Below are 26,633 nucleotides of genomic sequence, written 5' to 3' on the forward strand. Positions count from 1 at the left end.
AAGCAGACTTGCAAATTAGCTTTAGCTTCCCAAAAGCTTACGGGCAGCTCCTTCGTCAGTAACCAAAACCTTCTTAGGACCATGTTTCATAAAAGCTGCAATTGCATCTGCTTTAGATGAACCGCCTGCAACAGCCATGATAAAATCGCTGTTTTGCAAATCATCAAGCTGAAGTCCGATTGTCCGGACACGATGAACGACTTCCCCATGCTGGTTGAAATAGTAGCCAAATGCTTCCGCAACAGCCTTTTCTTTATCCAGCTTTTCTAAAAGAGAAGTGTTTGAATTCCTGCGTTCTGCCATTGTTTTAGCATCACCAATCCCGTGAAGCACTATACTGGCAGAGCGGATGAGCTCCATTACTTCTTTGACGCCAGGTTCATCCATGAGAGATAGATAGGTTTCTTTGCTGAGTGAGTCAGGAAGATGAAGCAGTCTGTATTCTCCGTTAGCCTTTTGCGCCATCGTTGAACAAATCGAGTTTGCTTGGTTTTCTACCTTTTCACCAAGACCGCCGCGGGCGGGTACAAGTAACAATTGCTGTACCTTTTGTACGGGAGTCATCATTTCAGCAACAGAAGCAAGCGTTGTACCACCAGTAACTGCTATAATGTTTCTGGTCGTCAGCTGACGTTTTAATCGATCCGCCGCCGCTTTACCCATGTCGTTTTTCACCCATAACTCTTCATCACTATCACCTGGTACGACGATGACTTCTGACAGGTTTAACATTTCCTTTAGATCAGATTCTAAAACATGCAGCCCTGACAATTCCTTCATCATTTCAGAAAGTTCTACTAAAATATCATGCCCCTCTGTTGTAAGAGACATTCCGGATGTTTGGATCGTCAACAAGCCTTGATCTTTTAAAAAGGAAACTTCAGAGCGTAAAACCCGTTCCGTCATATGAAGCGCAGATGCTAAACTTCTTCTGCCAATCGGTTCATGAATTCTAACCACATTCAAAACGTTGTATCGTTTCCGCATTGTTTCCAGAAGATCCGGCAGCAACTTCTTTTGAACTTCTAATAGATTCTTCATTGCAAATTCTCCTGATCATTCGGATTAAACGTCACTTAAAGCTTGTTTTGTTGGACTAAAACTGTCCCGGTTAGTCATTTTATGTCCCATTAACGTAAGAAAATAACTTGGTTTTACCCAAGTATCCTTTTAACATCTGTAATGTACCCATTTTAGAAAATCTTAAAACATGCCAGTCTCAATTGTTAGAAAACGTTCAATTTTGTCTCTGGCACATTTATAGTACCAAATTGAAGTATACCATTTCAACATTTTTTACTTATTAAAAATTAGTAAGCGCTTTCTTGACTATATCGGCTGAAATTCTTCCATAATCGATTTCTTTTCCGTCTATTTCAACGACAGGAATCATGAGACCGTATTTTTCGATTAGGCTGTCATCTTTGTAAATATCGACAGCTTCGATCTGAAAAGCATGTTGTGATTGCATGCTCTCTAATAGTTTATGCGCATCATCGCAAAGCGGACAATGTACTTTTGTGTATAAAACAACTTTTTTTTGGTGCATTTTTTCTCCTTTACATTAAAAAAAGGCTCTTCAAACCTGCTGGAAGAGCATCTAGTTTTTTATGAGGTATAACGTTTTCTTTTTGATGAAGAAGGGATCTTCAACTCTTCCCGATATTTTGCGACCGTTCGGCGCGAGATGCTTAATCCGCTCTTTTGCTCAAGCAGCGCAGCTAAAACCTGATCGGAAAGAGGCTTAAGTTTATCTTCATTTTCAACGAGCTTCTGAATTGCCGTTTTCGCAGAGGCTGAAGAAGCACTACCTCCGTCTTGTGTAAAAATTTTGGCTGTGAAAAAGGTTTTCAGCTCGACAGCCCCTTTTGATGTCTGCATTACTTTATTTTTCACCGCACGGCTGACGGTCGATTCATGAACCCCAATCTCGTCAGCAACTTTTTTTAAGGTTAAGGGTGTAAGATCTTCTTTATTAAACGAGAAAAAGTATTTTTCTTGTGCGTGCACAATGGCATGCGTAATTTTTAGCAACGTCTCTTTTCTTTGTTCTAACGCTTTTTTTAACCAATTAAACTTTTGAAAAGAGTCTTCTAAAAACTTATTTTGCGTATGATTTCCTTGCAGCAATGGCTCATAATTTTTGTTCAGTTTCATAATAGGCGTGTATTGTTCGTTTATCGCGATATGCAACTGTCCATTTTCCAAGCTAACAGAGACATCTGGGTACAAATATGCTTGGTCTTCTGCAGCAGAAAAAGCGGCTCCCGGTCTCGGATCGAGGGTCTGCAAAAAATCTGCCGCTTCTTCCACCTGTTGAGGTGAAGCATCCAGTTTTTCTGAGAGTGCTTTAATCTTTCTTTCTGCAAGCAAGTTTAAATAATTGTCAGCTATCTGATAACTTAATGTATTTTCTTGGTTTTGTGCGCGCAGCTGTATTAAGAGACATTCTCTTAAACTGCGGGCACCAATTCCGACAGGCTCCAGCCTTTGAAGCATAGAGATCAGTTCTTCACATTTTTCTGCTGTTATCGAAAAACGCGCTGCAGCCTCTTCAGCTGTAATCGTCAGATAGCCGTTTTCGTCTACACTTAACAAAAGGAATTGAAAAACTTTTTGATTTTCCTTTTCGATTGGAAGGAGTATCGATTGTTTATTTAGATAGTCATATAATGTTTCTTTATCGATAATAAAATTTTCAAAGCTGCGTTTCTCAGTAAAATCCTTTCCTGAACCCTTTTTATTGGTGCCCTTTTTAAACGTGGTAAACATGCCTATTGGTTCAGAAATTTCAATCAAAGGATTTTCAAGTGCTTGTTCTTGAAGATAGGAAGCAAGTTCGTAGCCTGGAACTTGTAAAATGGCAATGGCCTGGCGCAATTCTGTTGTCATAACGAGATTTAAACTCTGCTGCTGAAACAATCCCATTTCCATTTTAATCACTCCCTTCCTTCAATGATACTACATATGTAAGCGCTATACATCTGTTAATAATTAGAAGAGAAACAGAATAGGGGTCTGTCCCGGGACAGACCCCTAACTTAAAAAACGGTACAAAAAAATGCCAGATCCGCTAATAAGCAGTCTGGCATTCTAAACTTTTATTAAAGTTTTGTTACGTTAGCAGCTTGTGGTCCACGCTCGCCATCGACGATTTCGAAAGATACTTCTTGACCTTCGTCAAGAGACTTGAATCCATCAGTTTGAATTGCAGAGAAATGTACGAATACATCGTTTCCGCCTTCAACTTCGATGAAACCAAAGCCTTTCTCAGCGTTAAACCATTTTACTTTACCATTTTGCATGGGTGTTTCCTCCTTACAAACGCAATTGTTTGCGTTTTGACTCGTGTTTAACCTTTTACTATGTAAATAATAGAACATAAAAAATGCGCACTTTTTTGAATAGTCTGAAGCGGATTCAAAAGTGTTCCACTTCTTATTCAAAAAGTACGACCGCTTTAAAATCCAAACATATTCACACCGTAATTGGTTAAGTAGACTATAACATGCTCCCAGACAATTGTCAAAAGCAGGGATGCGTTTTTTCTTGTTCTTTTGATTGCTCAGCGGATAAGCTATGATAGATAAAGGGCTTTTTCCAGTTCATCATTATGAAATGCTGTTTTCTAAATGTTTGTGGTTTTTGAGTTTTTTTCAAAGACAACACTGATAAGTTGATTGGAGTATAAGGTGCGGGACTCCTGAAACGGAAATCAACTACACCCAAGAGCAACAATGTATACGAAAATAGCCTTATGAAAAAACGAAACAATAGGAGGATTAAAAATGAGCGAAGCATTTTCTGTACCCTACTTTAAGGAAAACTTTCGTCAATTCATAGAAAAAAACAAAGATGTTTTTACGAAAACTCATGCCATGAATGCCTATTACCGTTCAATTGTCGGTACCTTGATTAACGATAACCTCAATAAAAATAGTGAGACCGTTCGCCGCATACGAAATTTAGAAACAGCTTATATTGAAGTTAAAAACGAGAAGTAAGCTTAATATGAAATAAAAAAGGGTATTGTTTTTAAAGGAATACGTTTAAAATGGCACACGTCTCGGGCATCATGAGGATAGCCCATACATAAGGTTTTAAGAAGGATTTTATTGCGCTCTTGGCGAATGAAGTTAAGAACAGCATATTGTTTGACCTTGTTTGACCTTTTTTGTATGATGACAGTACAGTTATAAGTGAAAAAGGAGAAGGAGGAATTTTCATGAATTTAATTCCAACAGTAATCGAACAAACGAACCGTGGGGAACGCGCATATGATATCTATTCCCGCTTATTAAAAGACCGCATCATCATGCTTGGCAGCGCAATTGACGACAATGTTTCAAATTCAATCGTAGCACAGCTTTTATTCTTAGCTGCAGAAGATCCAGAAAAAGACATCTCATTGTACATAAACAGTCCAGGGGGATCCATCACAGCAGGTATGGCGATCTACGATACAATGAACTACATTAAGCCAAACGTATCTACAATTTGTATTGGTATGGCAGCAAGTATGGGTGCCTTCCTTTTAGCAGCAGGTGAAAAAGGAAAACGTTATGTTCTTCCAAACTCAGAAGTTATGATTCACCAGCCACTAGGCGGTACTCGCGGTCAAGCGAGTGATATCGAAATTCACGCACGCCGTATCATCCAAATGCGTGAACAGCTAAACAAAATCTTGTCAGAAAAAACGGGTCAGCCGCTTGAAGTTATCGAGCGCGACACGGATCGTGATAATTTCTTGCTTGCAGAAGATGCAGTTAAATACGGATTGGTTGATAAATTGATCACATCTGTTGATGCAAAATAAGAATATAAGAGAAAAGGAGCGTCTCTCTATGAGCGCTCCTTTTTTTGTTTATTCAATTGTTGCTACGATTTTTCCGCGAACATGTCTTTCAGATAATTTCTTCAAGCCTTCAGGTATTTCTTCCAGCGTGATTTTTTCCGAAATCATCGAAGAAATTTTCCCGTCCAATACGAGGTGTGCTAACTCTTCATTCATAATTGCCAAATCTTTTTGCTGATTGATATGATTTGAGAAATGAACAGCACCTAAAGCGATCTCATGAAACGACAATGCTTGGCTAAACGGTTTTACAGCCGAATAATCAGGGTTGCCTGCGATAAAACCAATGCGTCCGTTAAACGCAATGCTCTTTAAGGAATCTGTAGCATTTTGGCGGCTAACTGTATCCAAAACTGCATCGACCCCATTTTGATCTGTCAGGTCCATTACTCGTTCGTGAACATCTTCATTTTTGTAAAAAATCACGTGATGAGCTCCAAGCTGCTTAACATATTCCTCGTTTTCAGGTGAGCAAGTCGTAATGATTGTTGCCCCAATCGTTGCCGCCAGCTGAATTGCAAATCCGCCAACACCGCCGGCTCCGCCATGGATCAAAATCGTCTCGCCTTGCTGCAGATTCATTTTTCGAACAAGTGCCTGATAAGCTGTCATACCAGCACAAGGAAGAGCTGCTGCGTCTTCAAAAGACAATCCATCAGGAATTTTAGCAGTAGTGTGTGCTGTAGTTACGGCGTATTCTGCAAACCCGCCCTTTTTCGTAAAATCACCATGATAGAAAACACGGTCACCTTTTTTCAGATTTGTGACACCTTCACCAATTTCTTCAACGATTCCAGCTGCGTCCACACCAAGAATATGAGGATATTCCCAGTTTGGATTTCCGTTAGTTGCCACTTTATAATCAACGGGGTTCAGACCAGCCGCTTTAATCTTGATTAAAACTTCTCCGCGCTTTGGAGTTGGTTTAGCTGTTTCTTTAACCTTCATTTCACTCCACATGTTTTTGTCTTCTAACAACAAAGCTTTCATCTATACAATCCCCTTTTTTGAAGTTTGATTAAAATATACAAATGACAGTATACCCATATCACCCTCACAAGAAAAGGATATTGCTTTGTGGGGAAATCCTAAGTTTGTCCACTCTATATGGACAAACTTGGGATTTGTATTTGTCTGGGGTCTGTCCCCCCCTCGATTGCTTTGAGCATGGCTTTGGCTTTGTTGATGGTTTCTTCATATTCCCGCTCTGGCACTGAATCAGCTACTACACCCGCTCCAGCCTGTACATACGCTTTTCCGTCCTGGAAAACGATTGTTCGAATGGCGATACATGAATCCATTTGACCGTTGAATCCTAAATAGCCGATCGATCCGCCATATACGCCGCGTGCCTCCTTTTCGAGCTCTGAAATAATCTGCATGGCTCTTACTTTCGGTGCACCTGAGACCGTCCCTGCTGGCATGCATGATCGCAACGCATCAAAGAAGTCTTTGTCTTTCGCAATTTTACCTTTTACATGTGACACCATGTGCATAACATGTGAATAACGTTCGATCTCCATATAAGATTCCAGTTCAACTGAACCAAACTCACTTACCCGGCCGACATCATTTCTGCCTAAATCCACAAGCATCACATGTTCAGCACACTCTTTTTCATCAGCTAAAAGGTCTTCTTCATATGCAAGATCTTCTTCAGGCGTATTCCCTCTTGGTCTTGTCCCTGCAATCGGGCGGTTTTCTACCCAGCCATTGTCCACTTTTACAAGAAGCTCTGGTGATGCCCCTACGATATACGTATCTTCTGACTTGTAGTAATACATATATGGCGACGGGTTCATCGAACGAAGAAGTCTGTATACATTGAAGGGATCAGCGTCTGTTTCCTGTTCAAAGCGCTGTGATAAAACGACTTGAAATATATCACCTGAGTTAATGTATTCTTTCGCTTTTTTTACCATAGAACAAAATTCTTCCTTCGTATGGGAAGACGTTACTTCAGAAGAAGCGTTTTCGAACGCGTTTTGATTCATTTTCGTGTTTTTGTTTTCTCTATGCTGCTGCAATTCATTATACGATTTGCGGATCGTCTCACACACTTGCTCATATTTGGAACGAATGGTTTCTTTGTCATCATCAGGAGAGATATGCAGGTTACAAATGATCGTGGTTTTTTGTTTCAAATGATCAAAGACTATCATTTCATCTGTGAATAAAAATTCCATTTCATTTTTTTGCTTAGATGGAGTGGGGGGAGTTGGCACATTTTCAAAGGTATGAATCAGGTCATACCCGAAAAAACCAACAGCACCTCCAGTAAAAGGAGGCAGTTCAGGGAGTTTAGGTGACTTATATTGTGAAATATGATTTTTCACGACTTCCAGCGGAGAACCGTGTTCATGAATCACTCGTTGTTCTTTTAAGTATGTTAGTTTAACCTCATTTCCCTTACTCGCAATTACGAGAAAAGGGTTTCTTCCAATATAAGAATACCTCGCCCAGCGTTCTCCGCCTTCAACACTTTCTAGCAAAAACGAATACGTTTCACGGCGCACTTTTTCAAATTGGGAAATACACGTTTCATGATCGGACAAATACGTAAATCCAATTGGTATGACATTAAAATTTTGATTCGTTAGAGCGATTGTTTCCTCTAAACTTGGGATAAACATCATTCTTTCACCTCTCTCAAAAAATAAAGCCCCGCTATATTTATAGCGGAGGCTGATTCATTGCAACATTAATAAACTAAGAAAGAGGTTTAATCCAGGATCAAATCTCAGGCTCAGCTCATCTATACTCACTTTTCTCCACTCAACTCATCTAAAACTATTCTCCTGATTAAAAATCAATATAAAGGCTATAGCCGCTTATGTCAACTCTTGAAGGTATTAATCTGCGAATACCTACCTGGAAAAAGACCGGCGGATGACCCATACCCAGCAAACACTAAAAAAAAGAATCATACTGAATGTTACAGTGATCATGAAGGCAAGACCTAACATGAGTCCTGAACTCCGAGGGATCTGCACTTGGTACCCTACTAAAGAAATCGGATAAATACTGATAAAAAAAAGCATGCATACCCAGTAGATCAGACGAAACGTGCTTTTCTTCGGTTTCAAAATGTATAGAGTTAAAAGGATATTCAACATTGTTAAACACGCTGCAAACAACCCGTCATGCATAAGACTATAATGCTGCAATACCACCGCCTCCTTTACCCTCTTTATCAGTATATAAAGGAAACGGAATAGAACAACCCTGCCAATTAAAGAAAACCGCCAAATGTCCTCGTGAAACGGACAATTTGACGGTTTGTATTTTTGTGGGGTCAGACCCCTTATTCTGTTTTGGAAACAAACGCTGCTAATGCTTCGATCGCTTCGTCTTCATCTGTGCCGTCCACAGATAATACTAGCTCTGAACCAGAACCCACTGCTAAGCTCATGATTCCCATGATGCTCTTTGCATTCACTTTCTTACCTTCTTTTTCAACGAAAACATTAGAGCTGTAACGGTTTGCTTCTTGTACAAAAAGTGCTGCAGGACGTGCTTGGAGACCACTTTTCAATTGGACAGTTACCTTTTTTTCTACCATTTTACTTTTACCTCCTCTAACTCTTTCTCTCTATTCATACATCATTTGATGGGTTGACCGGCTCTGATTTTGTTTGCAATTTCATCAATTTTTCGCAATCGGTGGTTAACACCTGATTTACTTACTGGGCCAGAAGAAACCATTTCGCCCAGCTCTTTTAAGGTAATCTCCTGATGGGTTACACGGAGCTGCGCGATCTCACGGAGTTTATCAGGAAGTATTTCAAGTCCGATTTGATCTTGAATGAATTTAATATTCTCAACCTGTCTCATTGCCGCACCAACCGTTTTGTTTAAGTTAGCGGTTTCACAGTTTACAAGACGATTAACGGAATTTCTCATATCTTTTAAAATCCGGATATCTTCAAAAAACAGAACAGCATGGTGAGCACCAATGAGTGTCAAAAACTCAGAGATTTTTTCACCATCTTTTAAATAAATGATATACCCTTTTTTTCGCTCGAGTACTTTTGCCTTCAAGTTAAACTTGTTCATCAGTTCGGCGAGTGCAACCGTATGCTCTTCATACATTGAAAAAATTTCGAGATGATAGCTTGTCTCTGGATGATTCACGGAACCGCCTGCTAAGAAAGCACCTCTCATATAAGCTCGTCTGCAGCAGCTTTTTTTATTAAATTCATCAGCAATATTACGGGTAAACGTAAACGACCCGTCAATGATTTTCAGGTCTTCCAGCAAAGCTCTTGATTCCTCAGAAACACGTACGATATAAACGTTATTTTTCTTTAAACGCATCTTTTTTCGTACTAAAAGTTCAACGTGATAAAGATACACATTTTTAATCAGTGTATAAATTCTGCGGGCAATCGCAGCATTTTCAGTTGGTATATCTAGAATCAGCTTTCTATTGCTGAAAGAGATGGAACCATTCATACGAATCAATGCAGCCAACTCGGCTTTTTTACAGCAATCCTTAAGCTCGAGCTGCGTTAATTCTTTTTTTGTATCCGCAGCAAATGACATCTGCTTCAACACCCCTCTCTAGTTCCATAGAAACTTACTTTTCAATCAAACCTAGCAATAAATCGGATACGCGTTTGGCGTCATGGCGCACGAGTGTCCCGTATTGTATGATATTATCGCAAACAAGACCGATTCCGAATGACTTTAAGCGTTCTTCATCAAATTGGACCTGCTGAGAGCCCTCTTCCAAGTATAAGTCCAAAAACTCGGAAGGAATAATCTCATTATTTACAATCACAACATCAATAAAATTATGCCCAACATGATCGATTAAAGCTTGTATATGATCACCTGCTGTATAGCCTGTTGTCTCACCAGGCTGTGTCATCACATTGCACACATACACTCTAGGTGCCGTTGCCTCACGAATGGCATTAGAAATTCCTCTTACAAGAAGATTAGGAAGAATACTCGTATAAAGACTGCCCGGACCAATGACGATGAGGTCCGCTTCTTGAATGGCTTTTACACTTTCACGCAGGGGCTCTATTTGCTCGTCCGTTAAGAAAACCTTCTTAATCTTTTTATTCGACAGCGGGATCTTAGATTCCCCCTGAACAATTGATCCATCTTCCATTTCAGCACATAAAATAATGCTGTTTTTGGCAGCAGGAAGCACTTGTCCCCTTACATTTAATACCCGGCTCAATTCACGGATTCCAGTTAAAAAGTCTCCCGTAATATCATGCATAGCAGCAAGGAGCAGGTTCCCTAAAGAATGGCCGACAATGCCGTCCCCTACCGTAAAACGGTGCTGAAACATTTTTTCTACAAGCGGTTCTACTTCAGATAGTGCCGCAATTACGTTTCTAACGTCGCCAGGCGGCGGCATATCATAATCCTTCCTTAAACGTCCGGAACTGCCGCCATCATCTGCTACTGTTACGATAGCAGTTATATCCACTGGGTAGCGCTTCAAACCGCGGAGCAAGACTGATAGTCCTGTTCCGCCGCCGAGCACAACCATTTTTGGCTGCTTTTCCATCTATACTTTATCCTTTCCCATATCCCTGTGGCTGCTGAAGGTCACATATTCTTTAGAAAGTGCGTTCCCGATATACTCAGCAAGGGCTACTGAACGATGCTTCCCGCCTGTGCAGCCGATTCCGATAATCAGCTGGCTCTTCCCTTCACGTTTATATTGAGGAACCATGAAATGCAAAAGATCCAATAGCTTCTCTAAGAATTTATTCGTTTCTGGCCATTTCAGTACATACTCTGAAATATCAGGTTCAAGTCCTGTTCTCGGTCTCATATGCTCAATATAGTGCGGATTCGGTAAAAAACGTACATCGAACACAAGATCTGCATCGATTGGCATGCCGTATTTAAAACCAAATGACATCACATTAATCGTAAATGGATGGGCTGCGTTCGTAGAGAACCTCTGTATGATACGTTCACGCAGCTGTAAAGGTTTCAAATCGGTTGTATCGAGGATCTGCTGTGCTCTTCCTTTTAATTCTTCGAGCATTTGTCTTTCTTGATGAATCCCCTGCAGCGGATTACCGCTTTTCGCCAGAGGATGTGATCGGCGTGTTTCTTTATAGCGCCGAACGAGCGTAGGATCTTTACAGTCCAAATATAAAATTTGGGGCTGCACATCTGAATTCAATGCAAGCTGATCAAGCGTTGCGAATAATTGATCAAAAAATTCCCGGCCGCGAAGATCCATTACAAGTGCAACCTTATTGAGCTTGCCAGAGGATTCTTGCATTAATTCTACAAATTTAGGGAGTAATGCTGGAGGCAAATTATCTACACAGAAAAAGCCTAAATCCTCAAAGCTCTGCATGGCTACCGTTTTACCGGCGCCTGACATTCCTGTAATAATCACCATCTGTACGTCTTGTCTATCCATGCCGATTCCCCCTATTTCTATGTTCAAAGCTTATGCATTGATTTCATTCTTATGCCGGATCTAATCGATAGGAAAGGAGTTCAAATTCCGGTGTATACGTAAATGTGCCAAAAATCATGTTACTTCCTTTTGTCACATAATCCAAAATATGATGATCTCCCGGAGCCATTGGCAAATCTCTAACTTCTTCAATCGGCTTCCAAGATAAAATACCTTCTTCACACTCATCAAGTGCATCACCTTCAGAGTCAGTTGCTAAAAACGTAAACATCATCCACTCTGAAACGATCTTGTCGCCTTCTTTTATAATAAAATTAAAAACACCTTTTAATTGTGGATTTTTCAAATAAATACCGGTTTCTTCCCGATACTCACGAATGACTGAATCCCGAATGGATTCTTCGGACTCCATTTTCCCGCCAGGAGCTACCCACCAGCCCCGTCTAGGTTTTTGAAGCAATAAAACTTCATTTTCTCTTATTAATACACAGTTTGTTACTCTTTGCACTTCGCTTCACCTCAGGGCTTAGTCCTTTTCCTAAGTATACTAAATAATGTAACCCCTAACAACAGAGACACCTCAAGGGTTTGAGCTCCGTTATACAGCAGGTCACAAATACATTTAAACCCATAATTTTATGACAAAGGCTCTTTTCTAAAGGGTTGTTGCTACAGAGATAATTTGAAAAGTTCTTCGTTGAACAGTAAGTGGAGCGGAAGGGCGAGACTCCTGCAGGATGATTGGGGCAGGTGAGACCAATTAATGTCGCAAAGCGACGATTGGGCTCACCGCACACCCTGCGGAAAGCGAGTCCTGCAGTGGAAGTTAACCCCATTTTAAAAGCAATACAGCCATGACAAAAAAAAGGACACGGAACTAAGCTCCGTGTCAAAGTCTTGCCTTTATAAAAAGGGGGTCAATTTCTTATTCTTATAATACCCCACAATTATTTCACCACTGTTACAAGATGATTAATTAGAAGTTACGTTTTTTAACTTTTCAGTCAAATTTTCCACATAGTGCTGTGCTGCTTGTGCCGCGATACTTCCATCACCTGTTGCTGTAACGATTTGACGCAACGTTTTTTCACGAATATCACCTGCTGCAAAAATACCAGGGATTTTCGTTTCCATCTGTTCGTTCGTTTCAACATAGCCATTTTCATTCGTGATGCCAAGATCTTTGAATGCAGCATTCAATGGAAGCATACCGATGTAAATGAATACACCATCTGTAGGAAAGTCTTGCTCTTCACCAGTTTCAGAGTGAACGAGCGTTACTTTACTTACTTTGTTGTTTTCACCGTGAATTTCTTTAACAGAATGATTCCAGATGAAATCAATTTTATCATTGTCAAAAGCACGCTGTTGAAGAATCTTTTGCGCACGAAGCTTATCGCGTCTATGAACGATCGTTACTTTTGTCGCAAAACGAGTCAAGTATACGCCTTCTTCAACGGCCGAATCACCGCCGCCAATAACGACGAGCTCACGATTTTTAAAGAATGCTCCATCACAGACTGCACAATAAGATACACCGCGCCCAGAAAATTCTTTTTCGCCTGGAACACCAATCTTCTTATATTCTGCACCTGTTGAAATAATGATCGAGCGAGCTTTATATGTTTTGCTTCCCGCTTTGATCGTTTTATACTCTTCTCCATCGACGATTTCTTTCACATCGCCATAAGCGTATTCTGCTCCAAACTTTTTTGCATGCTCGAACATTTTGTTTGAAAGCTCAGGTCCTAGAATATGATCAAAACCAGGATAGTTTTCTACATCTTCCGTGTTCGCCATTTGTCCGCCAGGTATTCCGCGTTCGATCATAATTGTATCCAAATTGGCTCGTGATGTGTACACAGCAGCTGTCATGCCTGCTGGGCCAGCGCCGAGGATGGCTACATCATAAATTTTCTCTTCCGTCATTCAAAAACACTCCTTATATAAGGAAATTCTTATTTACTCTATTACATTTTCATCCTAACGAGTCATAGGATAAAAGTCCATCATTCTGCTCAAACGCCGCGGTTAACCCAGCCGATCAGTTTTTTAATCCTTAATGAAATAACCGAAACAGAAATTCCATAAAGTTCTGCAGCCGATCTTTGAGTGGTTTTTACTTTTTGCTTTCGTGAAAGATAATCAATTGCACCAGCGATTGCTTGCACGTTTTCAAAGATTTTCTCACCTGTCTGTTCAGAAAACTTGATTGCTTCTGACCAGTAGAAAAGGACTTGTTCATCAATGATCGCACCATGATCTTTAATCACTTGAAGAACATCCAGAGCTTTTGTCAAAATTGCAGATGTACTGCCCACTTCAACAACAGACTCTTCATGTACTAACTTTACAGGCTGTTCTGGCCGATGCTCCAGCATGATGTTAGCAGCGATTTCTTTGATGAAAAGAGTTTCTTCTGTCCGCAGACAAAACTCACTCAGCGTTGCATAAGCCTCTTCATTTTTATTCCCTCTAAGTAAAAATAAATGCGTAATTTTATTTTTTTCCAGCCCTTTACGAACATGCTGAATATGCTTCATCGCTTTGATCTGTCTATCTTTTTTTGGTTTATTATGTTTATTCAGCGGGATACGATATTGATAATCTCCACCCGCAACTGTTAATACGTCTTTAAGCGCTTTTTCCATATAATAGGGCGCAATGCTGCCCTCCGGATCAAGATCAAGCACTTTTTTCCACGTCTTTACTGCCAGCTCTTTGTTTCCAAGTGCATAGTAAGAAACGGCAAGCATGTGCGTTGTTACCGGATCAAATACAAAGGAAGATTTCTTTAACGATTGAAGCCATTTATTTGCATGAACATGCTCTTCTAGAAGTCCGAATGTGTTTCCGAGCTTATATCGATGTTCTGCATGAATCGGGTGTACAGACTTAAGCCGATCAACAAGCTTCCCTCCTTGTTCATCCATTCCGAGGTGATACAGAAATATAGCTAAATTACACAAAGCATTCAAGTTTCCGGGATTTTTAACTAATACATCCTCTAAAACAGATATGGCTTCGTCAAATTCACTTTTATAAAAATGAGTTAACGCTAAATTGTTATAAGCAGCCCAAAACTTAGGATGATTGACGATGATCTCCCTCAGCTGATCCTGTGCAGCCGGCAAATCACCGCGCTCGATCAATTGTCTCGCTTCGTCATGTGCTTTAATCAATTCTTCTTCTTCAGTCATTGGCATATCTTGTGATTTACTGCCTGTTTCAAGATTGATCAAATCGAGCAGTTCCTGCGTATCATCAAGGAATTCGCCCTCCGGATCATTGTGCATGTAAAGTAAAGCATGCTCTTCCGCATCAGAATACATTCCTAAATGTGCAAAGTTATTGGCAAGGAAGAAGTGGCATTCAGACATCATATCGGATCCTGACTGCTCCAACGCACTCAATAAATGACGGTTGGATTCTTCATATTCACCAATTTCAGCTAAAGTAGAAGCTAACTGGCACAAAAAAGAAGGTTCTTCTGGCTGAAAAGTCACTGCCCGCTCAAACATTTTTTTCGCTTTATATAAATCACGCCGATTATAGGCTTTAATTCCTTTTTCAAAAAAATAATCCCCATCCTGAATAAAGGGAAGAACGCGTCCACTCAACTGACTGGCGCTTTGTCGTTTTTGCATATTTTAAGTTCCTCCATTTTACTATGTAAACCCGCTTACTTCTTTATCGTTCAGTTTACAAAGTTTTCAACCCAAAAAATTATAACATAGGTGAAAAATTCAAACACCCCTACAACTGTAATTATGGGTTGGAAGTTTTCGACAAAAAATTCAAAGGGGTCTGACCCCACTTGTGGACAAATCGCGGATTTGTCCAATTGGAGAGGACGAATCTGAACTAAATAGCGGCAGCGCCCATGTGTTTTTATTTAGTAACCGCTTTTCTTGGTTATCCGCACGTATTTTTTTATTTCTCGCCCACTTCATTTCATTATACGCCCACTTCCATATCATTAAGGAGATTTCCGGTAATCGAAAATCCACATTTTAAGGTATTTTTCTTATTTTCGAGTTTTAACACCTACAGTTGGGAATTTTTTGTAATGGTTCACACAAAAAAACAACTAAGAATGAACTCTTAGTTGTCCCCTTTTGTATGTCGTTCTGCTAATGTCTTTAAAATGTCATCCAGCGGTACGTTTTGTTCTTGTAAAAGGACCAAAACGTGATAAAACAGATCAGAAACTTCCCATCTTAGTTCTTCTGGGTCACGATTTTTTGCAGCGATGATGACTTCTCCCGCTTCTTCCCCAACCTTCTTGAGAATTTTATCGACACCTTTTTCAAATAAGTAGGTTGTGTAAGCACCTTCTGGCATTTCGTGCTGACGCTGTGCGATGATCTCCTGCAATTCATTTAATATCGCATAACGGTCTGAGGATGGACCAGAATCGCTGTTCGTTTCATCTTCATACAAAGTCTCGGAAAAACAGCTGTATGCTCCAGTATGGCAAGCAGGACCTTTTGGCTGTACTAAAATAACCAAGGCATCTTGATCACAATCGTAACGGATGCTCTTTACTTTCTGCGTGTTTCCGGATGTTTCACCTTTGTGCCATAATTCTTTTCGCGATCTTGAAAAAAATACAGTTTCTCCGATTTCGACCGTTTTTTCGAGCGAAGTTTTATTCATGTATGCGACCGTTAAAATCTCTTTTGACTGATAATCCTGGACTACAGCAGGAATCAGGCCGTTTTCATCAAATTTCAAAGTTTCAAATTTCAACGTACAGACACCCCCAAAGTTTGCAATTCTGACTTTAGCTCACCAATTGATGTTTCTTTATAATGAAAGATGCTAGCCGCAAGCCCAGCATCAGCTTTACCAATCGTGAACGCCTCGTAAAAATGGGCTGCCGATCCGGCACCTCCTGATGCGATTACAGGGACTGTTACTGCCTCACTCACTTTTTTCGTCAATTCTAAATTAAATCCTGATTTCTCACCGTCTTTATCCATGCTGGTTAGCAAGATTTCGCCAGCCCCCCGCTTTACCGCCTCTCTTGCCCAATCAGTCACTTCCCATTGGGTGGGTTTGCGGCCGCCATGTGTAAATACACGCCACGATCCAAGCTCCTCGTCATACTTTGCGTCAATCGCAACCACGATACATTGTGCTCCGAAGAAATCCGATCCTTCAGTGATCAATTCGGGTCTTAAGAGAGCTGCTGTATTGACAGAAACCTTGTCAGCACCGGCTCTTAAGACTCTTTTCATATCTTCCAGTTTATTGATTCCTCCGCCGACTGTAAAAGGGATAGCTAGCTCTGCAGCTACTTGTTCCACCACTTCTACCATCGTTTCACGGCCTTCATGACTTGCAGAAATATCAAGAAAAACGAGTTCGTCTGCACCTTCTGCATCATAATAGCGAGCAAGCTCCACAGGGTCCCCTGCATCGATTAAATTTAAAAATTGAATCCCTTTTACAACTCGTCCTTCTTTTACATCCAAGCAAGGAATGATTCTTTTTGTCAGCATGATTCCACACTTCCTATCGCATCAGACAGTGTGAATCTTCCTGTATATAAAGCTTTGCCGATTATAGCACCAGCAATTTTCCGTTCATCTTTTTTTACATTGATCAAATCTTGAATTGAGCTGACTCCGCCAGATGCGATTACTTCTTTTCCTGTAACACGTGCAAGTTCACCGATTGCTTCAATATTCGGTCCCTGCAGCATGCCGTCCTTTGAAATATCCGTAAAAATAAACGTTTCAGCGCCTTCTTCAACAAGTCGTTTCGCAAGATCAACAGCTAAAATATGTGACGTTTCAAGCCATCCCTCAGTCGCTACAAAACCATCGCGAGCATCAAGGCCAATTGCGATTTTACTAGCATATTTCTTTAAAGCTTCCCTAACAAATTCCGGATTCGATACTGCTGCGCTCCCTAGAATCACTCGGTCTACGCCTTGATCTAAGTAATACGAAACGTCTTCCATGGAACGGATGCCGCCGCCGATTTGCACGTTTACAGATAGTTCTTTCGCAACCCGCAGTACGTGTTCATGATTTACTTTCTGGCCATCTTTTGCTCCGTCAAGATCCACCATATGAATCCATTCTGCCCCTTGCTCTGCAAATTGTTTTGCCATATCAAACGGTGAATCGCCGTACACCGTTTCTTGATCGTAATCGCCTTGCAATAGTCTTACACATTTCCCATCACGCATATCGATCGCTGGATAAAGTGTGAATGAACTCATATTTGTTGTCCCTCCTCAACGAAACGGCAAAAGTTTTTCAGCATTCCCATGCCTGTTTCAGAACTTTTTTCAGGGTGAAATTGCGTTCCCATAATGTGATTGAGTCCTACTACCGCAGGAACTTCAACACCTTCATAGTAAGCCGCAGCCACAAGTACTTGCGGGTTATCTGTTGTTACCACATACGAATGAACAAAATAGACATAGCCCTCATCCAGTCCTTGAAGCAAAGGCTGATCTTTTTGCTGAAAATGCAGATTGTTCCATCCCATATGCGGAACTTTGTACGTTTTACCTTCTGCATTTCTTCCATTAAAACGTGTTACTTTTCCAGGCAAAAGACCAAGTCCTGTCGTTATGCCGTTCTCAGCGCTTTCGTCAAAAAGAAGCTGCATTCCCAAGCAAATCCCCATTAAAGGCTTTCCGTTTTCAGCTTCCTTTTTTATAAAATCAGCAAGACCCGTTTCCTCCAGCTGATGCATCGCATCTTTAAAAGATCCAACCCCAGGAAGCAGCAGTCCATCCGTTTCATGAAGTTCTTCAGGATTTCCTGAGAGGATGTAAGGCTGTTCAATTCTTTTTAAGGCAGAACAGACGGAATGAAGATTACCCATTCCATAATCAATAATTCCGATCATCTATAACATTCCTTTCGTAGAAGGCACTCCCTTTACACGAGGATCGATTTGAGTTGCTTCATCCAGTGCTTTTGTAAAAGCTTTAAAAACGGCTTCAATCATATGATGTGTGTTTGTCCCATAATGAACGATGACATGAAGGTTCATACGAGCTTCTAATGCCAATTTCCAAAAGAATTCGTGTACGAGTTCTGTATCAAATGTTCCTACTTTTTGTGTTGGAAATTCAGCTCTGAATTCTAAATGCGGGCGATTAGAAAGATCGATTACAACTTGAGCAAGTGTTTCATCCATCGGTACAAAAGCGTTTCCGTAACGCTTAATCCCATGTTTGTCTCCAAGAGCTCCTTGAATGGCTTGTCCGAGGCAGATTCCGATATCTTCTGTTGTATGATGATCATCAATCTCCACATCACCATCCGCATTTACAGTTAAGTCAAAATGACCGTGGCGTGCAATGGCGTCAAGCATATGATTCATAAAAGGAACTGGTGTTTGAATATCTGCCTTACCTTCTCCATCAATCGCGAAAGATAAGCTTATCTGTGTTTCTTTAGTATTTCTTTCTATTGTGTGCTGACGTTTGTTTTCCATTTATTTTTCCTCCAGTCGAACATCAATCGCTCTGGCATGTGCTTCAAGACCTTCTAAACGAGCAAACGCAGAAATCTTATGACCGTTCTCTTTTATGGCCTGCTCACTATAGCGGATCACACTCGATTTCTTCATATAATCATCCACATTCAGCGGACTTGAGAACCGCGCTGTTCCGCTGGTCGGCAATACGTGGTTGCTTCCGGCAAAATAATCGCCAACAGGTTCCGAGCTGTATTCTCCAAGAAAAATAGCACCTGCATGCTTTATTTTTCCGAGCAGACCCATCGGATCTTTTGTCATGATTTCTAAATGTTCAGGAGCGATTTTATTAATGACTTCTGCTCCCTCATCAAGCGATCCAACCACATAAATCGCACCAAAATCTTTTATAGCTTGGGAGGCGATAACTTTTCTCGGAAGACTCGCAAGCTGCTTTTCAACTTCTTTCGAAACTTGTTCAGCCAATTCATTTGAGGTTGTCACTAAAAACGCCGCAGAACGGGAGTCGTGTTCTGCTTGTGATAATAGATCTGCCGCAATGTATTTTACGTTGGCTGTTTCATCTGCTAAGACAGCAATTTCGCTAGGGCCTGCGATCATATCAATATCGCATACGCCAAAAACTTCTCGTTTTGCAAGTGCTACATAGATGTTCCCTGGCCCTACGATCTTATCGGTTTTAGGCACAGTTTCTGTTCCGTACGCTAAAGCACCAATCGCTTGAGCGCCTCCTATTTTAAACATCCGTTTAACACCAGCAACATGAGCTGCAGCCAAGACAGCCGACGGCAGCTTTCCATCTTTTCCTGGCGGTGAAACTAACACGATCTCCTCAACACCTGCAACAACTGCTGGTATAACACCCATCAAAACTGAGGATGGATAGGCAGCAGTACCGCCTGGGACATAAACACCAACTGAATCAAGCGGCGTTAATTTCTGTCCTAAAAGAGTTCCGTCTTCTCTCGTAAAAAACCACGACTCTTTTTTTTGCTTTTCGTGATATTCACGAATGTTCGCCGCTGCTTCTCTAATGATGTTAACCATTTCTTGGTCGAGTGATGAAAGAGCCTCATCAACTTCTTCTTTCGTGACTTCAAGCGCGTCTAATGTTACACCGTCAAATTGATTTGTGTATGCGAAGAGCGCTGAATCGCCTTCATTTTTTACAGTCCGCAAAATCTCGATTACGTCTATTCGCTGCTGTTCTGTATTTTGTTCAACGCTTCTTTCAAGGCTTTTTAATTCTGATACAGATTGAATTCTCATGCCTTCTCCCCCTTGCTTTCGACAAGTGTACGGAGCCGCTCGACCATCTCGTTGATCCTGACAGCATGCAGTCTGTAACTAGCCGGATTCACAATAAGACGGGATGTGATGTCTGCAATTCTTTCAAGTTCAACAAGTCCGTTCTCTTTTAACGTTCTGCCTGTAGATACGATATCTACAATGTGATCGGCAAGCCCGATTAACGGTGCAAGCTCAATCGAACCGTTTAGTTTGATGACTTCTACCTGCTGACCTTGCTCTCTAAAATAATGAGCTGCAACATTTGGATATTTGGAGGCGATTTTAGGTGCAATTCTTTCATGATTGCCGCCCGGTAATCCAGCTACAGCCAAATAACACGCTGAAATATTTAAATCGAGCACTTCATACACATCGCGCTCTTCTTCGAGCATAACGTCTTTTCCAGCAATTCCGATATCGGCAACTCCATGTTCAACATACGTTGGTACATCCATCGGTTTTGCTAAAATAAAACGAAGTTCGGCTTCAGGAACATCGATAATCAGTTTTCGCGACTCATCAAATTCAGGAGGCAGCGGGTATCCAGCTTGTTTTAGAAGATCAACCGCTTCTTCAAATATTCTCCCTTTTGGCATCGCCATCGTTAAAGTTGTATTCATGAAAAGTCCTCTCCTTGCTGACTTCCTATTAAATAGTGAACTTCATCAAACCGTTTGCTGAAGTCATCGACGTTCGTAACCCCTGAAAGATCCTGCATCACAATCTTGATGCCTTTTTCTCTCTTCTCTTTTGCCCACTGCAGCGCTTCTTTTCTGCGCTCTGGTGTAAACAAAATGCATTGAGGTCTCAAAAATTCATTTTTATTATCTAAAGCTTCTATTAAATAATCCATTCGAATGGCAAATCCGATGGCTGGTGCATGCCGGTCAAATCGGCTCAATAGTTCATCATACCGGCCGCCGCTTGAAATCGGAGCACCAATTCCTGCTGCATAGCCTTCAAATACAATCCCCGTGTAATAGCTCATATGACTGAACAATGTAAAATCAAATACGATATTTTGTGCAGCGTCATAATCTTCCAGCAAGGTGTACAATGTTTTTAATTCTGTAAGAGCTCTTTGTCCTTTCACATTTGGAGATAATTTTGCAGCCTCTTCTAAAACGTCTGCTCCTCCTCTTAAATTCAAGAGTTTTAACAAGCGCTGTGTATCAATCGACGATAAAGGGAGCTCTTTCACGTGTGAAGCATATCCTACATAATTTTTTTCATTTAAGTAACGCAGAAGTTCTCCTGTCCGATTATCATTTCCTAAAATCTCTGCTAACAGTTCTTGAACGAAGCCGATATGACCAACCGCTACTGTAAAAGAAGAAATCCCGCTCTTTTTAATTACTTCTGTCATTAATGCAAGTGCTTCTGCTTCAGCACTTGCCGTACCATCACCGATTAATTCGATGCCAACTTGTTCGAACTCTGCAGGTCTTCCGCCTTCTCTCTGCTGTGCACGGAAAACTGGTGAGCTATAAGCGAGCCGAATTGGATAGGCAACATTCTTCATGCTTGATGATACAACTCTGGCGATTGGAGCAGTCATATCCGGACGAAGCACGAGTGTTTTTCCTTCCATATCTAAAAGCTTAAAAAGCTGCTGATCTAAAATAGCAGAAGCTTCACCCACTGTATCGTGGTACTCCAATGTTGGTGTTTGGATAAATTGGTATCCCCAAGACTCCATTTCATTTTTAATGGCGCTTTTTATTTTTTCATTTTTTTGATAAAAAGCAGGCAGTGTGTCTCTCATTCCTGCTGGCTTTTCGAATACAAATGGTTTAGACATATACCTTCATCCTTTATAAGAAAAGTAATTCTTTTTTTGATTGTTTTCGCAATCGTTGTTGTTTTTGAGTGCAGTTGGTCTGCGTTTCAGGATGCTCGCTTTCCGCGAGGGGTAAGGTGAGTCCACTCGTCGCGGTGTGACATTGAATGGTCTCACCTGTCTAGCTGCAGCGGTTAACCCCTCGAGGTCAAATGTTTAATGGTCCTGAAGGCAAAGAACACCTTCTTAGCCCATTCCCCTTTTGCTTGTCGGGGCTGAACGAACCACTTCCGCTTTTCGTACTGTCACCCTGATCCCGCAGGAGTCTCGCACCTTACACTCCAACCAACCTTTCATTGGAGTCAGTTACAAAAAACACCTAGGAAAAACAATTCTCTAAAAAAGATTTTTCATAAACACTTTAGTTCGCTAATATACTACCATGATAAAGATTTATCTGTTAGTCTACACGTCCTTATTTATAAAGTCAACACATAATGCTAAACTAAATGACGTTAAGAAAGAGGATTTTAGGGAATAGTATGTAAATAAAAATCTAAGGTAGAAATTACATACTGTTTTAGAAAGGACGGAGTCATCATTGTTTAATCGCATCTTTATGTTTGCCATCATTATCGGTGTACCACTCTCTGTTATTGGAAGCATTATGCACTGGCCGGCAGTTTCGCTATTTGTAATCTATTGTGCCACCATCGTTGCGCTCGCCGGTTTTATGGGACGTGCTACAGAAAGCCTGGCAATCGTTGCAGGACCAAGAATCGGCGGATTGCTGAATGCCACTTTTGGAAACGCTGTTGAACTTATTATTTCTATTTTTGCTTTAAAAGCTGGACTCATAAGTGTAGTTTTAGCTTCTTTAACGGGTTCTGTACTAGGAAACCTTTTACTAGTTGGAGGTTTATCCTTTTTTATAGGAGGACTGAAGTATAAGCAGCAAAAATTCAACATTCATGATGCTCGCCATAATGCTGGTCTTCTTATTTTTGCAGTTGTCGTTGCTCTTGTTTTCCCTGAGGTGTTCTCTTATAAACTGAATGATGCGGAATCATTGACACTCAGCGTATGGGTTTCAGTTATCATGATCATCCTTTACTTGGCTGCCTTGTTATTTAAACTTGTTACACATCGAGGCGTTTATGTTTCTGAACACGATGAAGAACACGGTGAAGAAACAGCGGAATGGAGCAAGGGAAAAGCGCTTTTAATCCTGGCACTTGCTACTGTCGCAGTTGCTTATATTTCTGAAAAACTCGTACATACATTTACAGAGGTCGGACACACTTTGGGCTGGAGTGAAGTGTTCATCGGGGTCATCATTGTTGCGATTGTTGGTAACGCAGCTGAACACGCTTCTGCCATAATCATGGCTTACAAAAATAAAATGAACGTTGCCGTTGAGATTGCGATTGGCTCAACACTTCAGATCGCCATGTTTGTAGCACCCGTGCTCGTCTTAGTCTCACTCTTTTTCACACATTCGATGTCACTCGTCTTCTCATTGCCTGAGCTCATCGCAATGGTTCTTGCTGTTTTCCTTACTATAACGTTAACGAGCGATGGTGATACAAACTGGTTTGAGGGGCTTACGCTATTAGCTGCGTATGTCATCATGGGCGTTGGATTTTATCTTCTATAAAATAGTATAAATAAGCGGTGAAGGATGAACATTTCCTTCACCGTTTTTCTTTGAGCAATTTTGGAATAAATAAAGGGATTCTTTGATAAAGTGATTAGTAGGACAAGTTAAGGACGGTGTGGAAATTTGGAGAACTATATCATGATCGGATCATTTCCTCTAAAAGCAGTTTGGCTTGCGATTCTCGGATCTGCTCTAGTGGGTTACGGCATAATCGCTTTTAAGCTTAAAAATCAGGATGATAAAAAACAGCTTCTTGAAGTAATGAGCAATGCCATTGTACTTTTCTGGTTAGTTTGGAAATTCAGCTACGCCTTTCTGCATCCGCTTCTCCTTATTAAACACCCGGTTAATTTGCTTTATTTTAATGGCGGGGAAACAGGGATTGCCATCGGAATAATCAGTGCTGTTCTTTATCTTTTGCGTTCAGCCCGAAAAAGAGATCTTGATCGAAGCCGTATTTTTTATTGTGTTGTTTTAGGATTAACTTTATTTTTCACCCTTTACTATGGTGCACAGTATTTCAATGACACCCTTTTAACAGATGGATTGATTTCACTATTTTTTGCTGTTCTATCTCTTTACTTATATACAAACGGTGCTTTTCAGCCTAAAAAAACGGTCGTTTCAATCTTAGTCACTGCCCTTTTCTTTGCGGTACTGACAAATGGACCTTTCAGCAATAAAAGAATGGATTCTGCCGTAATAGAAACGTCCGCTTCAGGATTAAGCCCAGGCAATCGTGCACCTGATTTTAAACTTCAAACGCTCGATGGAAAAACAGTAAACCTTTCCGACTTTAAAGGCAAAGTGGTGCTATTGAACTTTTGGGCGACATGGTGTCCCCCTTGCCGGGCAGAGATGCCTGAAATGGTGCGGTTTTATAATGAACATTCCTCCGAGAAAATAGAGATCCTGGCTGTCAATCTGACGGATAGTGATACGGTGAGTAGTGTAAAAAAATTCGTGAAAGATTACAAGCTGCCGTTTCCTATACTTTTAGATTCAGCAGGCAGTTTAGGTGACACGTATAAAACTGTGACAATCCCGACTACTTTTATTATTGATGCAAAAGGTAACATTAAACAAAAACATATCGGACCGATGAGTTATGACATGATGTCTGATTTTGTGAAAGCTGCTAGATAATTTAAAGCTTGTAATCTGATCAAATTTCATGACGATTTCCGGGGAAATATGTCGGTTCGCGGTTATTTGAAAAGAACTATTTACTACTCATCATTTCTTAGGGCAAGATAAAGCTCTAAAATTAAAAAAAAGACTCAGAAAGTGGTTTTCGAAATCACCTTTGAGTCTTTTTTTAGGCTGTTTTCGTATTCATTGATGCTTTTGAATGCCGTTAATTTCCGTTCCAGGCTGCTCGCTTTCCGCGGGGCAGACGGTGAGCCACATTCGTACGTTCACTTATAAGTGTCTCACCTGTCTAGCTGCAGTGGTTAGCCCCTCGAGGTCAAAAGTTTAACGGTCATGAAGGTGAAAAGCGCCTTCTTAGCCCATTTCCCTATTGCTTGTCGGGGCTGATCAAACCGCTGCAGCTTTTCGGACTGCCCGCCTGTCCCGCAGGAGTCTAGAGCCTTGCACTCCAACCAACTTGCCACTGGAGTCAAATTACAAAAATGCCTCACAAGAAACAACCTTTTAGAAAACAGCCTTTTTTTAAAAGCATCAGGTACCGCAAAACGTTCGGTATGGACGATCTGATTCTGGCGGCAGATCAGTATACTTATCTTGTTCAGGTGTGTGTGCATAAGGATCTGATAGAACGTTAAGCAGCTTTTCCATCACGCTGTAATCATCATTTTCCACTGCCGCTTTAAGAGCATCCTCTACACGATGGTTCCTTGGAATCACAGCTGGATTGTTTTTCTTCATCAGTTCTTTAGAATCTGCCTTCGACTCAGCCTGCCTGCTTAATCTCGTTTGCCATTTCTCATGCCACTTCATAAACTCCGGCACAGAGAAAAGCTTCAACTCTTCCGTCTTATCGAATGTTAACGCACGGAATGTGTTCGTATAGTCAGCCCGATGTTTGTTCATCAACTGAAGGAGGTCTTCAATAAGAGATTCATCTTCATCCTCTCCATTAAAGAAGCCCAGCTTTGCCCTCATTCCAGAAAACCAATTTATATAAAAGAGCTTGCCAAAATCAGAAATCGCCTCTTGAGCTATTTCGACCGCCTTTTCTTGATCTTCATGGAGCAGCGGCAATATGGATTCAGCGAACCGTGCCAGGTTCCACCCGCCGATACTCGGCTGATTGCCAAAAGCATAGCGTCCTTGAACATCGATTGAACTGAAAACTGTTGCTGTATCATACGTATCCATGAAAGCACACGGACCATAATCAATGGTTTCACCGCTGATTGTCATGTTGTCGGTATTCATAACACCATGGATAAAGCCGACCAATTGCCATTTAGCAATAAGCGACGCCTGCCGTTTTATCAATTCTTTAAAAAGATTAAGATAGCGATCCTCATTTTCTTCCACTTCCGGATAGTGCCTCTTAATCGCATAATCAGCGAGAGCTTTTAAATCGTCAAATGTTCCAAATTGTGCAGCATACTCAAAAGTGCCTACACGCAGATGACTAGCAGCCACGCGAGTCACGATTGCCCCTGAAAGTTCTGTTTCCCGGATGACTGACTCTCCTGTTGTCACTACAGCTAAGCTGCGTGTAGTCGGAATGCCAAGTGCATGCATCGCTTCACTGATAATGTATTCACGCAGCATCGGTCCAAGTGCTGCCCGGCCATCACCGCCTCTGGAGTATGGTGTTCTGCCTGAACCTTTTAACTGGATATCGACACGATTTCCTTGAGGGGTGATCTGCTCCCCAATTAGTAAAGCACGTCCGTCTCCTAACCTTGCAAAATGGCCAAATTGATGACCCGCATAGGCTTGTGCAAGAGAAGCCGCACCTTCTGGAAACTGATTGCCTGCAAATGCAGCGATTCCCTCTTCACTTTTCAGACCGCTCGGATTTAAACCCAATGATTCAGCCAAAGACTCATTGAGAATTATTAATTTTGGTGATTGTACCGGGTTTGGTTGAATAGGTGCGAAAAACGTTTTCGGTAATGTAGAATAGCTATTTTCTAAGTTCCAGCCTATCTTATTTATTTCTTCTTTATTAGACATCGAATCAACCTTT

General features: G+C 41.1%; 25 protein-coding genes and 1 pseudogene. 4 read left to right on the forward strand and 22 right to left on the reverse strand.

Features of this window, described 5'->3' with window-relative positions; translation table 11 throughout:
• Nucleotides 1-21 precede the first annotated feature (21 nt).
• From J2X07_RS09895 to cspD, 4 genes are all read right to left on the reverse strand, one after another.
• Nucleotides 22-1,041 (reverse strand): sugar-binding transcriptional regulator, encoded by a 1,020-nt coding sequence (locus tag J2X07_RS09895; RefSeq protein ID WP_310258466.1) that lies wholly within the window; start codon nucleotides 1,039-1,041, stop codon nucleotides 22-24.
• 262 nt (nucleotides 1,042-1,303) lie between these two features.
• A complete protein-coding gene (locus J2X07_RS09900) occupies nucleotides 1,304-1,549 on the reverse strand; it encodes a glutaredoxin family protein (RefSeq protein WP_310258468.1) in 246 nt (81 codons plus the stop codon).
• 59 nt (nucleotides 1,550-1,608) lie between these two features.
• Nucleotides 1,609-2,934, reverse strand: coding sequence for an RNA polymerase factor sigma-54 (rpoN, locus tag J2X07_RS09905; protein ID WP_310258470.1), 1,326 nt, complete (start codon nucleotides 2,932-2,934; stop codon nucleotides 1,609-1,611).
• 170 nt (nucleotides 2,935-3,104) lie between these two features.
• Complete coding sequence (gene cspD / locus J2X07_RS09910) at nucleotides 3,105-3,305, reverse strand: cold-shock protein CspD (protein ID WP_310258473.1); 201 nt, start codon at nucleotides 3,303-3,305, stop codon at nucleotides 3,105-3,107.
• Nucleotides 3,306-3,788: 483 nt separating this feature from the next.
• On the opposite strand from cspD, the gene yvfG reads away from it, so the two are divergent.
• Nucleotides 3,789-4,004: a protein YvfG gene (gene yvfG / locus J2X07_RS09915; RefSeq protein WP_310258475.1), complete on the forward strand. Its 216-nt coding sequence runs from the start codon at nucleotides 3,789-3,791 to the stop codon at nucleotides 4,002-4,004.
• A 221-nt stretch (nucleotides 4,005-4,225) separates the two neighbouring features.
• The gene (gene clpP / locus J2X07_RS09920) at nucleotides 4,226-4,816 is read left to right on the forward strand and encodes an ATP-dependent Clp endopeptidase proteolytic subunit ClpP (RefSeq protein ID WP_310258477.1); all 591 of its coding nucleotides are present in this window, start codon (nucleotides 4,226-4,228) and stop codon (nucleotides 4,814-4,816) included.
• Nucleotides 4,817-4,864: 48 nt separating this feature from the next.
• Here the strand turns inward: clpP and J2X07_RS09925 are convergent, their stop codons facing one another.
• The 17 genes from J2X07_RS09925 to J2X07_RS10005 all read right to left on the reverse strand — a co-directional run bounded on the left by J2X07_RS09925 (nucleotide 4,865) and on the right by J2X07_RS10005 (nucleotide 21,822).
• Nucleotides 4,865-5,845, reverse strand: coding sequence for a zinc-binding dehydrogenase (locus J2X07_RS09925; RefSeq protein WP_310258480.1), 981 nt, complete (start codon nucleotides 5,843-5,845; stop codon nucleotides 4,865-4,867).
• 113 nt (nucleotides 5,846-5,958) lie between these two features.
• The gene (trpE, locus tag J2X07_RS09930; protein ID WP_310258481.1) at nucleotides 5,959-7,491 is read right to left on the reverse strand and encodes an anthranilate synthase component I; all 1,533 of its coding nucleotides are present in this window, start codon (nucleotides 7,489-7,491) and stop codon (nucleotides 5,959-5,961) included.
• A 668-nt stretch (nucleotides 7,492-8,159) separates the two neighbouring features.
• The gene (locus tag J2X07_RS09935; RefSeq protein ID WP_310258483.1) at nucleotides 8,160-8,417 is read right to left on the reverse strand and encodes an HPr family phosphocarrier protein; all 258 of its coding nucleotides are present in this window, start codon (nucleotides 8,415-8,417) and stop codon (nucleotides 8,160-8,162) included.
• 41 nt (nucleotides 8,418-8,458) lie between these two features.
• Nucleotides 8,459-9,400 (reverse strand): DNA-binding protein WhiA, encoded by a 942-nt coding sequence (whiA, locus tag J2X07_RS09940; protein ID WP_310258485.1) that lies wholly within the window; start codon nucleotides 9,398-9,400, stop codon nucleotides 8,459-8,461.
• Nucleotides 9,401-9,434: 34 nt separating this feature from the next.
• Nucleotides 9,435-10,385 (reverse strand): gluconeogenesis factor YvcK family protein, encoded by a 951-nt coding sequence (locus tag J2X07_RS09945; RefSeq protein WP_310258487.1) that lies wholly within the window; start codon nucleotides 10,383-10,385, stop codon nucleotides 9,435-9,437.
• A complete protein-coding gene (gene rapZ / locus J2X07_RS09950) occupies nucleotides 10,386-11,261 on the reverse strand; it encodes an RNase adapter RapZ (RefSeq protein WP_310258489.1) in 876 nt (291 codons plus the stop codon). It abuts the gene before it with no gap.
• 49 nt (nucleotides 11,262-11,310) lie between these two features.
• Nucleotides 11,311-11,769, reverse strand: a complete 459-nt coding sequence (locus J2X07_RS09955) for an NUDIX hydrolase (RefSeq protein ID WP_310258491.1) — start codon at nucleotides 11,767-11,769, stop codon at nucleotides 11,311-11,313.
• Nucleotides 11,770-12,233: 464 nt separating this feature from the next.
• Nucleotides 12,234-13,190: a thioredoxin-disulfide reductase gene (gene trxB / locus J2X07_RS09960; protein WP_310258492.1), complete on the reverse strand. Its 957-nt coding sequence runs from the start codon at nucleotides 13,188-13,190 to the stop codon at nucleotides 12,234-12,236.
• Nucleotides 13,191-13,279: 89 nt separating this feature from the next.
• On the reverse strand, nucleotides 13,280-14,908 hold the full coding sequence (locus J2X07_RS09965; RefSeq protein WP_310258494.1) for a tetratricopeptide repeat protein: 1,629 nt from the start codon (nucleotides 14,906-14,908) through the stop codon (nucleotides 13,280-13,282).
• Nucleotides 14,909-15,365: 457 nt separating this feature from the next.
• On the reverse strand, nucleotides 15,366-16,013 hold the full coding sequence (gene hisIE / locus J2X07_RS09970) for a bifunctional phosphoribosyl-AMP cyclohydrolase/phosphoribosyl-ATP diphosphatase HisIE (protein WP_310258495.1): 648 nt from the start codon (nucleotides 16,011-16,013) through the stop codon (nucleotides 15,366-15,368).
• The gene (gene hisF, locus J2X07_RS09975) at nucleotides 16,010-16,768 is read right to left on the reverse strand and encodes an imidazole glycerol phosphate synthase subunit HisF (protein WP_310258497.1); all 759 of its coding nucleotides are present in this window, start codon (nucleotides 16,766-16,768) and stop codon (nucleotides 16,010-16,012) included. Before hisF ends, hisIE begins: the two co-directional genes overlap by 4 nt.
• Entirely contained in the window at nucleotides 16,762-17,496 is a 735-nt protein-coding gene (gene hisA / locus J2X07_RS09980) for a 1-(5-phosphoribosyl)-5-[(5-phosphoribosylamino)methylideneamino]imidazole-4-carboxamide isomerase (protein WP_310258500.1), read from the reverse strand. Before hisA ends, hisF begins: the two co-directional genes overlap by 7 nt.
• On the reverse strand, nucleotides 17,493-18,134 hold the full coding sequence (gene hisH / locus J2X07_RS09985) for an imidazole glycerol phosphate synthase subunit HisH (protein WP_310258503.1): 642 nt from the start codon (nucleotides 18,132-18,134) through the stop codon (nucleotides 17,493-17,495). Before hisH ends, hisA begins: the two co-directional genes overlap by 4 nt.
• Nucleotides 18,135-18,728: an imidazoleglycerol-phosphate dehydratase HisB gene (gene hisB, locus J2X07_RS09990; RefSeq protein ID WP_310258505.1), complete on the reverse strand. Its 594-nt coding sequence runs from the start codon at nucleotides 18,726-18,728 to the stop codon at nucleotides 18,135-18,137. It abuts the gene before it with no gap.
• On the reverse strand, nucleotides 18,729-20,000 hold the full coding sequence (hisD, locus tag J2X07_RS09995) for a histidinol dehydrogenase (RefSeq protein WP_310258507.1): 1,272 nt from the start codon (nucleotides 19,998-20,000) through the stop codon (nucleotides 18,729-18,731).
• Nucleotides 19,997-20,641 (reverse strand): ATP phosphoribosyltransferase, encoded by a 645-nt coding sequence (gene hisG, locus J2X07_RS10000; protein WP_310258509.1) that lies wholly within the window; start codon nucleotides 20,639-20,641, stop codon nucleotides 19,997-19,999. Before hisG ends, hisD begins: the two co-directional genes overlap by 4 nt.
• Nucleotides 20,638-21,822 carry an ATP phosphoribosyltransferase regulatory subunit gene (locus J2X07_RS10005; RefSeq protein ID WP_310258512.1) on the reverse strand — a complete coding sequence of 395 codons (1,185 nt, stop codon included), beginning with the start codon at nucleotides 21,820-21,822 and terminating at the stop codon, nucleotides 20,638-20,640. Before J2X07_RS10005 ends, hisG begins: the two co-directional genes overlap by 4 nt.
• 568 nt (nucleotides 21,823-22,390) lie before the next feature.
• Between J2X07_RS10005 and cax the strand changes: the two are divergent.
• A pseudogene (gene cax / locus J2X07_RS10010) lies at nucleotides 22,391-23,458 on the forward strand (calcium/proton exchanger); the annotation flags it as partial.
• 141 nt (nucleotides 23,459-23,599) lie between these two features.
• Entirely contained in the window at nucleotides 23,600-24,607 is a 1,008-nt protein-coding gene (locus J2X07_RS10015; protein ID WP_310258515.1) for a TlpA disulfide reductase family protein, read from the forward strand.
• Nucleotides 24,608-25,144: 537 nt separating this feature from the next.
• Here the strand turns inward: J2X07_RS10015 and J2X07_RS10020 are convergent.
• On the reverse strand, nucleotides 25,145-26,620 hold the full coding sequence (locus J2X07_RS10020) for a protein adenylyltransferase SelO (protein ID WP_310258517.1): 1,476 nt from the start codon (nucleotides 26,618-26,620) through the stop codon (nucleotides 25,145-25,147).
• Nucleotides 26,621-26,633 lie beyond the last annotated feature (13 nt).

It is taken from the genome of Fictibacillus barbaricus, assembly GCF_031457135.1.
GTDB classification, from domain to species: Bacteria; Bacillota; Bacilli; order Bacillales; family Fictibacillaceae; genus Fictibacillus; species Fictibacillus barbaricus_A.

Coding starts and splice junctions, on each gene's coding strand:
- cspD (WP_310258473.1), bottom strand. CDS start 3,305: ATGCAAAATGGTAAAGTAAAATGGTTTAACGCTGAGAAAGGCTTTGGT.
- J2X07_RS09925 (WP_310258480.1), bottom strand. CDS start 5,845: ATGAAAGCTTTGTTGTTAGAAGACAAAAACATGTGGAGTGAAATGAAG.
- yvfG (WP_310258475.1), top strand. CDS start 3,789: ATGAGCGAAGCATTTTCTGTACCCTACTTTAAGGAAAACTTTCGTCAA.
- J2X07_RS09900 (WP_310258468.1), bottom strand. CDS start 1,549: ATGCACCAAAAAAAAGTTGTTTTATACACAAAAGTACATTGTCCGCTT.
- hisB (WP_310258505.1), bottom strand. CDS start 18,728: ATGGAAAACAAACGTCAGCACACAATAGAAAGAAATACTAAAGAAACA.
- hisH (WP_310258503.1), bottom strand. CDS start 18,134: ATGATCGGAATTATTGATTATGGAATGGGTAATCTTCATTCCGTCTGT.
- trxB (WP_310258492.1), bottom strand. CDS start 13,190: ATGACGGAAGAGAAAATTTATGATGTAGCCATCCTCGGCGCTGGCCCA.
- clpP (WP_310258477.1), top strand. CDS start 4,226: ATGAATTTAATTCCAACAGTAATCGAACAAACGAACCGTGGGGAACGC.
- J2X07_RS10005 (WP_310258512.1), bottom strand. CDS start 21,822: ATGTCTAAACCATTTGTATTCGAAAAGCCAGCAGGAATGAGAGACACA.
- J2X07_RS09935 (WP_310258483.1), bottom strand. CDS start 8,417: ATGGTAGAAAAAAAGGTAACTGTCCAATTGAAAAGTGGTCTCCAAGCA.
- J2X07_RS10015 (WP_310258515.1), top strand. CDS start 23,600: ATGATCGGATCATTTCCTCTAAAAGCAGTTTGGCTTGCGATTCTCGGA.
- hisA (WP_310258500.1), bottom strand. CDS start 17,496: ATGAGTTCATTCACACTTTATCCAGCGATCGATATGCGTGATGGGAAA.
- hisG (WP_310258509.1), bottom strand. CDS start 20,641: ATGAATACAACTTTAACGATGGCGATGCCAAAAGGGAGAATATTTGAA.
- whiA (WP_310258485.1), bottom strand. CDS start 9,400: ATGTCATTTGCTGCGGATACAAAAAAAGAATTAACGCAGCTCGAGCTT.
- trpE (WP_310258481.1), bottom strand. CDS start 7,491: ATGATGTTTATCCCAAGTTTAGAGGAAACAATCGCTCTAACGAATCAA.
- J2X07_RS10020 (WP_310258517.1), bottom strand. CDS start 26,620: ATGTCTAATAAAGAAGAAATAAATAAGATAGGCTGGAACTTAGAAAAT.
- rapZ (WP_310258489.1), bottom strand. CDS start 11,261: ATGGATAGACAAGACGTACAGATGGTGATTATTACAGGAATGTCAGGC.
- rpoN (WP_310258470.1), bottom strand. CDS start 2,934: ATGGAAATGGGATTGTTTCAGCAGCAGAGTTTAAATCTCGTTATGACA.
- J2X07_RS09895 (WP_310258466.1), bottom strand. CDS start 1,041: ATGAAGAATCTATTAGAAGTTCAAAAGAAGTTGCTGCCGGATCTTCTG.
- J2X07_RS09965 (WP_310258494.1), bottom strand. CDS start 14,908: ATGCAAAAACGACAAAGCGCCAGTCAGTTGAGTGGACGCGTTCTTCCC.
- J2X07_RS09945 (WP_310258487.1), bottom strand. CDS start 10,385: ATGGAAAAGCAGCCAAAAATGGTTGTGCTCGGCGGCGGAACAGGACTA.
- hisD (WP_310258507.1), bottom strand. CDS start 20,000: ATGAGAATTCAATCTGTATCAGAATTAAAAAGCCTTGAAAGAAGCGTT.
- hisF (WP_310258497.1), bottom strand. CDS start 16,768: ATGCTGACAAAAAGAATCATTCCTTGCTTGGATGTAAAAGAAGGACGA.